This window comes from Kitasatospora sp. NPDC057936 (assembly GCF_042887525.1).
In the GTDB taxonomy this organism is placed as follows: Bacteria; Actinomycetota; Actinomycetes; order Streptomycetales; family Streptomycetaceae; genus Kitasatospora.
Map to the genome: position 1 here is coordinate 1 of NZ_JBHVPD010000183.1, position 6,432 is coordinate 6,432.

A 6,432-nucleotide genomic window follows, 5' to 3' on the forward strand; every position below is an offset into this window, starting at 1 on the left:
CGGCCGCGGTGACGTTGGCCGCTGCGGCGAGCTCTGCCGGAGGAGCGAAACGACGCTCCTCCTTGAGCAGGTTGGCCAGGCTCTCGTTGCTCAACGACTTTCTCCTCTTGCTTCTTCATTGCGTCTTCCGGCGTCCTCCGGCTCCTGCCGGATCGGACGTCGCCGGGGGTGGGTCCGTGGCGGTGGTCCCGTGGCGGTGGTGCGGGGGACGGAGGCGGGTCCGGCCGGCCCGTACGCGACACGCTCGGCACGCGGGCTCCCAGCGCCCGAACGGGCACTGACGGCGAACCACCCGGCCGCACCACGCTAGAGCCGCACCGCCCACCGGAACATGACGGGCGGTACCGAAAGGTCGGGCGGACGCGCCCCGCGCCGCGGGAGCCGCCCGGCCGACGGCGCCGGCGGGGTGCCGATGGGGTGCTGACAGGACGTTGACAAGACGTTGACGCGCACGGGTGAGAATCGACCCATGAGCGGCCCGGTCCGGTCGTGGTGGCGCGAGGTCCGCGTGGCCGCGTCCTCCGCCGCTCCGGTTCCACAGCGTCACCCTGCTCCTCCGCGGCCCTCCCGGCCTCGGAGGACGGCGGCGCTCCGCAGACGGACAGCCCTGGTGTGACATGGCGACAAGCCCAACAGTGATCGATCTCGGTGACGCGGCAGCGCCGCACGTGCCGGACGTGCCGCTCACGCTGCCCGTCCTGCCCGTCCTGCCCGTCCTGCCCGTCCTGCGCGGCCGCGCGCGCGAGTCGGAGGTGCTCCGGCACCTGCTCGCCGCCGGGGGAGCCGGCTGCGTCTCCGTCCTGCTCGGCGGAGCCTGGGGCAGCGGGAAGACGGAACTGCTGCGGGAGGCACTGGCCGGCGTCCGTGAGGACCCGGACGTCCTCGTGCTGTCGGCGGCGCTCGATCCGCTCGAACGCGAGCTCCCGTTCGGCATGGTCCGCCGGTTCTTCGACCACCTGACGCCGTGGGCCGAACCGGCACCGGCCGCGCTCTGGGCGTCCGCCCCCGAATCGGTGGCGCTCGACGACCTGTACCGGCGGTTGGTCCGGGCGACGGACGGCAGGCGCCTGGTGCTGGCCGTCGACGACCTCCAGCGGGCCGACGCCCGTTCGCTGCGCTGGCTGCGCTACGTGCTCCGGCGTGGTGCCGAGCTGCCCCTGGTCCTCCTCGCCACGCTCGGGGAGGAGGGGACGCACGCGAACACGGACGTCCTCGCCGACGTCGTGCCGCTGTTCCGGCACCGGATGACGCTGGGCGGCCTCGCCGAGGACGCGGTCGAGGCGCTGGCCGAGGACGTCCTCGGCAGGCACCCGGGCCGGGCCGTGACCACGGCCTGCCGGGAGGCCACCGGCGGCAACCCGCTGCTGCTCCGCGCCCTGCTGCGCGGACTCCGGGCCGCTGACCCGCATCACACTGACGTGCAGTACACCGGCCCGCAGCACACCGACCCTCGGCGCACCGAAGAGGACCTGGCGGCACGGATCACCGAGTACGTCCCGACCGACGTGGGCCCGGCCGTGCTCGCGCGGATGGAGGCACTGGCGCCGCATGCCGCGACGGTGGCGACGGCCGCCGCCGTCCTCGGCGTGGGCCCGATCGGCGGCCCGAGCGCAGGCCCCAGCGCAGGCCCGAGCACAGGCCCCAGCGCAGATCTGAGTGTCGACCTGCTGGTCGAGGCCACCGGCCTCGCCGAACCGCAGCTGGCGGACGCCCTGCACGCACTGGTGCGGGCCGAGTACCTGACCCGCGCCGGGGAGGAAGGGACGGCCTTCGGCTGCGCGGCCCTCGCCGCGGCCGTGGCCTCCACGGTGCTGCCCAGCCGGCGGATGGCACTCCACCGCGGTGCCGCCCGCTTCCTGCGGGCGCGCGGTGCCTCGGCGCAGCGGATCGCCGTCCACCTCCTGCCCGGCCCCCGGGGCGAGGCGTGGGCACCGGAGGTCCTGGCCCGGGCCGCCGAAGGGGCGGCCGAGGAGGGCCGGACCGCAGCGGCCGCGGCGTACCTGCGGCGTGCGCTGCGGGAGGAGACCGGCGAGGAGTCACGGGCCGGGCTGCTGGCCTCGCTCGGCCGGCTGGAGCTCGCCTCCAGCGTTCCGGTGGCCGTCCGAAGCCTGGAGAGCAGTCTCCGGCTGTCCCAGGACCCGGTCGAGCGGACCGAGGTGGCGCGCAGACTGGCCGGCGCGATGCTGGCCGTGGACCGCTACCCGGAGGCGCTGGAGGTCCTCCGGCGCACCAGCGAACACATCCGGGAGGCGGACCCCGCCGACGCCCTGCGTCTGGAGATCGACCGCATCCACATCGCCCTGACCAACCTGGCCTCCGCCCCGGACGCCGTGGAGCGGCTGATGGAGCTGAACGTCCTCGATGCGCCGGACACCGGCGTCCGGCGGCCGCTGGCCGCGCTGCTGAGCCTGCGCGCGGCGATGGTCGGCCGGTGCCCGGAGGAGGTCGTGAGCCTCGCCGAACTGGCCCTGGGGGAGGGGGCGGACCCGCTGTCGGACGAGTCCTTCGTCTACTACGACGCCCTGGTCGCCTTGCGGGCGGCTGGCGAGACGGTGGCGGCGCTGGAGCACGCGGACGCCGCCGTGCGGCAGGCACGGGCCCGCGGCTCCGCGCTCGGTCGCCTCCAGGCGCTCAGCGTGCGCGCGAACCTGGCGGGACGGGTGGGGCGCCTCGCGGACAGCCAGGCGGACGCGGCCTCGGCACTGGAGGAACTGCGGGCGATCGACATCGGGCCGGCGCACAGCGTCGCCGTCTTCGCGACCGCGACGTCGATGGACTCGCTCATCCGGCGGGGAAGGCCGGAGGAAGCCGAGGATCTTCTCCGACGTGCCGGGCTCGCGGGTGAGTTGAACGCCAACTGGGTCAACGACCACGTCCTGATGGTCCGCGGCCGGCTGCGGGTCGCGCAGGGGCGGCTGGACGAGGGCCTCGCCGACTTCCTCCGGTGCGGTGAACGAGCACTCGCCCGCGGGATGTCCGGCCCCGGCTTCCACACATGGCGTTCCGAGGCGGCGCTGGTCCAGGCGGCGCTGCGGCGCGGCGAGGCGGCCCGGTCGCTGGCGGAGGAGGAGCTCGGACTGGCGCGGGCCTGGGGAGTGCCGGAGACGGTGGGCACCGCCCTGACCGCGCTGGGCGTGGTCCTCGGGGGCGTGGAAGGGCTGGAACTGCTGCGCGAGGCGGTCGGCCTCCTCGAAGACGCGCCCGCACGCCTGCGGTACGCCCAGGCGCTCGTCGACTGCGGCATCCTCGCCCGGAAGGCCGGGCGACTGCCCGAGGCCCGCACCTGCCTGCAACGGGCCGCCAGCGTCGCCGACGAGTGCGGAGCGGCCCCGCTCGTGGACCTGGCACTCGCGGAACTCCGCGCCGTCGGCGACCGTCCGCGCACCCGCACGTTCCACGGGGTGAACGCCCTCACCCCGACCGAGCGGCGCGTCGCGGACCTCGCCCTCCAGGGCATGACCAACAGGGGGATAGCCCAGCACCTCTTCGTCGGCCTGCGCACCGTGGAGGTCCACCTCACCAACGTCTACGGGAAGCTGGCCATCGACGGCCGAGCGGGACTGGCCACGGCCCTGGCGCCCCCGGCTCCGGCGGACCCAGTCCCAGCGGACCCGGTCTCGGCGCCTCTGGTCCCGGCGGCGGACCAACGCCCCGGCCCGCCGCCGATCCGGCCCGAGGCGTCCGGCACCTGACGCTTCTCCCGTCCGCCCGGCGGCCCGGATCACCTGGCGGACGGGAGGGGGAATCGTCGTTCCACGGTCGTCTCTTGGGCAGCCCTCGTGCGGCTGCCCTCTGTCCATACCGCCCCGGTCACGTCCCCGGCCCTAGCCGGGGACGTCACACTCTCCCGACGGACAGCTGCTCGCCGACACCTTGGTGACTGCCCGGATCCGGGCGGCCGCGAAGGCGGCGGCCCGGGCGAGCGGGAGACCGGCCGGTGTGGCGAGGCGCCGGGCGAGCGACCGGTGGTCGGCCAGCGCCCAGAGACAGGCGACGAAGGCGTGGTGGCCGCGCCACACCTCTCCGGTGTCGCCCACCACGGTGATCTCGCCGAGCGACGCGTCGTGGTCGAGCCCGGGGAAGAGCTCGTGGGCCTTGGCGGAGGCGGCCGCGACGAACTCCAGCGGGACGAGTTGCCGCTGCCCGCGCAGCCAGGCGGTGAGGCTGCGACAGAGCGGGCAGGCGGGATCGTGGAGCACGGTGAGCCACCGCACGGGCGGCGGTGCGTCCTGGCCGGCGGTCACGCCGGGCCCGGTGTGACGTGGCCCTGCGCCGCGACCGGCGGGCGCGACGGCGCCATCGGCTCGCGCTCCTGCGTGCCCCGGCGGCGGATCCGGCTCAGCACGTAGACGTTTCCGAGGTGCATCGCCCCGAGCACCAGCAGCACGGTGCCGAGCTTGTACGAGAGCGCGTTGAAGACGCCCTGGACGTTGCCCACCTGTTCGTCGCTGCGCATCCAGAGCGCGACGAACCCGAGGTTGATCAGGTAGAAGCCGACCACGAGCAGGTGGTTGACGGCGTCGGCGAGCCGGTCGTCCCCGGCGAAGACGTCCGCCAGGAAGATCCGGCCGTTCCGGCTGAGCGTGCGGGCCACCCAGATCGTCACACCGGTGGCGATCGGCAGATAGACGGCGTAGCTGACGACTGTGTAGTCCACGGGACTACTCCCCTCCGCGTTTCGAACGCGTTCAAAACCTTGTCGAGGAACACTGTAGCGCCACTTTGAACGTGTTCAATGCCGGCGGGGGGTGATCTTCGGACGCTTGTGACTGCCTGAATGAGCGGATCCGACGTGACGGTGGTCGGCGCCGGGCCGGCCGAGGCCTCGGGAGCGTGCGGCCGGAGAGCCGATCGGGCTGCTCCGGCCAACCGCCTCGCGGATATGGTGTGGCGGGTCCACCGAGGCCATGAACGGGAGGGGCTCATGACGGTCGGGCATCGGTGGCTGCTGGACGAGACTCCCTGGCCCGAGCCGGCCACGCTGGTCTACGGCGAGATGGTGGAACTGGCGACGCCGCACCCGCCCGTCCCGGATCTGGGCCGGCTCGGGCCGGAGACCGTGGGCAGCCGTGGTGTGATCGTCGGGTGTGCCATTGCGCAGGACGAGCGCGACGGCCGGGTCGGACCGCTCTACTCGGTGGAGACCGAGGACGGCAGCCCCTGGAGGCTGCGGCCGGAGTTCCTGGTCTCCCGGGGAGGACTTCATCCCGGCATGCCGCCCCGTTATCGCAGCGACCTGCCCGAGGGAACCCGCGTCCGAATCCGTATGGAGTCGGACACCCCGGGCGCGACGGCGGATGCTGTCGGGGAGGTCACCGGGATCTGGTGGACGACGTCCTTGGAGCCCCCGAAGGGCTACATCGTGCAGGTCGGCGAGTACTCCCACTACGTGACCCCGCAGCAGACCGAGGTCCTCTGACTCGGCGAGGACCTGCCCGCGGTCACCTATTCGGATCCAGTCGCCCAACGGGAAGGACGGAGTCGACGTTCGAGGTCGCGCAGGTCCTTGGCGATGGACGAGCGGACCTTGCGCGCCATGATCGGCGCGGCCAGGCGGTAGTAGCCTCCGGCGTCGCCCCGCACCCGGATCCGGGCGAGGGTGCCGCCGGGGTGCGGGGCGAAGCGATAGGTGACGTGCATCGGCATCGGACCGGCGACCGAGACCATGTCCAGCAGCCGCAGCGGCTCGTACTCCGCCACGCGCAGCACGTAGTCGATGCGCTTGCCGAGGAAGTGCGCCGTACGGGTGACCTCGGCACCGACACCGAACCCGCCCTCGTCTGCCTCACGGGTCAGCCGGGCCTCGCGGATGCCCTGGGTCCACTCGGCGTCGTGGCGCCAGTCCATCGCATAGCCGGCCACCACGTCGGGCGGCAGCGGGATCACCCGTTCGGCGGTCTCGTCAATCGTCATGGTGCTGATCGGGCCCTCTCCGGATCTCGGCGCACTCAGGCCTCACAACCAGGGTTGCGCCGACCGGCCGCCGGCGCTCGGTGGAAGGCGCTCGCCCCGGCCGGTACGGCGACCGGCGGACCGTGGCCGCCGTTTTGCCTCGGGAGTGGAGGCGGAGTAGTGTTCCCGAGTCGCTCGACAGGGAGCACCGGACACGCATCGGCGCGGACGGTCCCGGAGCGGCCAAATCCACGAAAGACACCACGTCCCGGTACGAAGCGGGTCGGGCTCGCCATGTGCGCGTTCGGCTCGGTGCGTATTCGGTGTGCGCGTTTATCGGGATTGCATTCAGACTTCGGCCGGATTCGCTTTGCGGAGCGGGGATCGGCTAGAGTTTGGAACGTCGGACGGGGCAACAGCGCCGAAAGACACCAGCGAATCGGACGAATGAAACTCCGGAAAACGGAGCGGAAAACATCTGATAAGCTGGAAACACGAAAGAACGAAGCGCCCGGAGGGCCCGCTGGAAGGCGGCTCGAA

The 6,432-nt window shown here is 73.2% G+C and carries 5 protein-coding genes; 2 read left to right on the forward strand and 3 right to left on the reverse strand.

The annotated features are described in order from the left end of the window. Nucleotides 1-635 precede the first annotated feature (635 nt). Entirely contained in the window at nt 636-3,692 is a 3,057-nt protein-coding gene (locus ACFVU9_RS45030; protein ID WP_387603804.1) for an AAA family ATPase, read from the forward strand. A 132-nt stretch (nt 3,693-3,824) separates the two neighbouring features. Here ACFVU9_RS45030 and ACFVU9_RS45035 read toward each other — a convergent pair whose 3' ends face one another. Continuing rightward, the gene (locus ACFVU9_RS45035; RefSeq protein WP_387603807.1) at nt 3,825-4,244 is read right to left on the reverse strand and encodes a thiol-disulfide oxidoreductase DCC family protein; all 420 of its coding nucleotides are present in this window, start codon (nt 4,242-4,244) and stop codon (nt 3,825-3,827) included. Further along, a complete protein-coding gene (locus ACFVU9_RS45040) occupies nt 4,241-4,657 on the reverse strand; it encodes a hypothetical protein (RefSeq protein WP_387603810.1) in 417 nt (138 codons plus the stop codon). Before ACFVU9_RS45040 ends, ACFVU9_RS45035 begins: the two co-directional genes overlap by 4 nt. Nucleotides 4,658-4,924: 267 nt before the next feature. Here ACFVU9_RS45040 and ACFVU9_RS45045 point away from each other — a divergent pair, with 267 nt between their 5' ends. Then, entirely contained in the window at nt 4,925-5,419 is a 495-nt protein-coding gene (locus ACFVU9_RS45045) for a hypothetical protein (RefSeq protein ID WP_387603813.1), read from the forward strand. Nucleotides 5,420-5,445: 26 nt separating this feature from the next. Here the strand turns inward: ACFVU9_RS45045 and ACFVU9_RS45050 are convergent, their stop codons facing one another. Beyond that, complete coding sequence (locus tag ACFVU9_RS45050; RefSeq protein WP_380448929.1) at nt 5,446-5,913, reverse strand: SRPBCC family protein; 468 nt, start codon at nt 5,911-5,913, stop codon at nt 5,446-5,448. Nucleotides 5,914-6,432: the final 519 nt, after the last annotated feature.

Bases quoted from the DNA above. Each gene is read 5' to 3' on its own strand.
- ACFVU9_RS45045 (WP_387603813.1), top strand. From the start codon at position 4,925: ATGACGGTCGGGCATCGGTGGCTGCTGGACGAGACTCCCTGGCCCGAG.
- ACFVU9_RS45050 (WP_380448929.1), bottom strand. From the start codon at position 5,913: ATGACGATTGACGAGACCGCCGAACGGGTGATCCCGCTGCCGCCCGAC.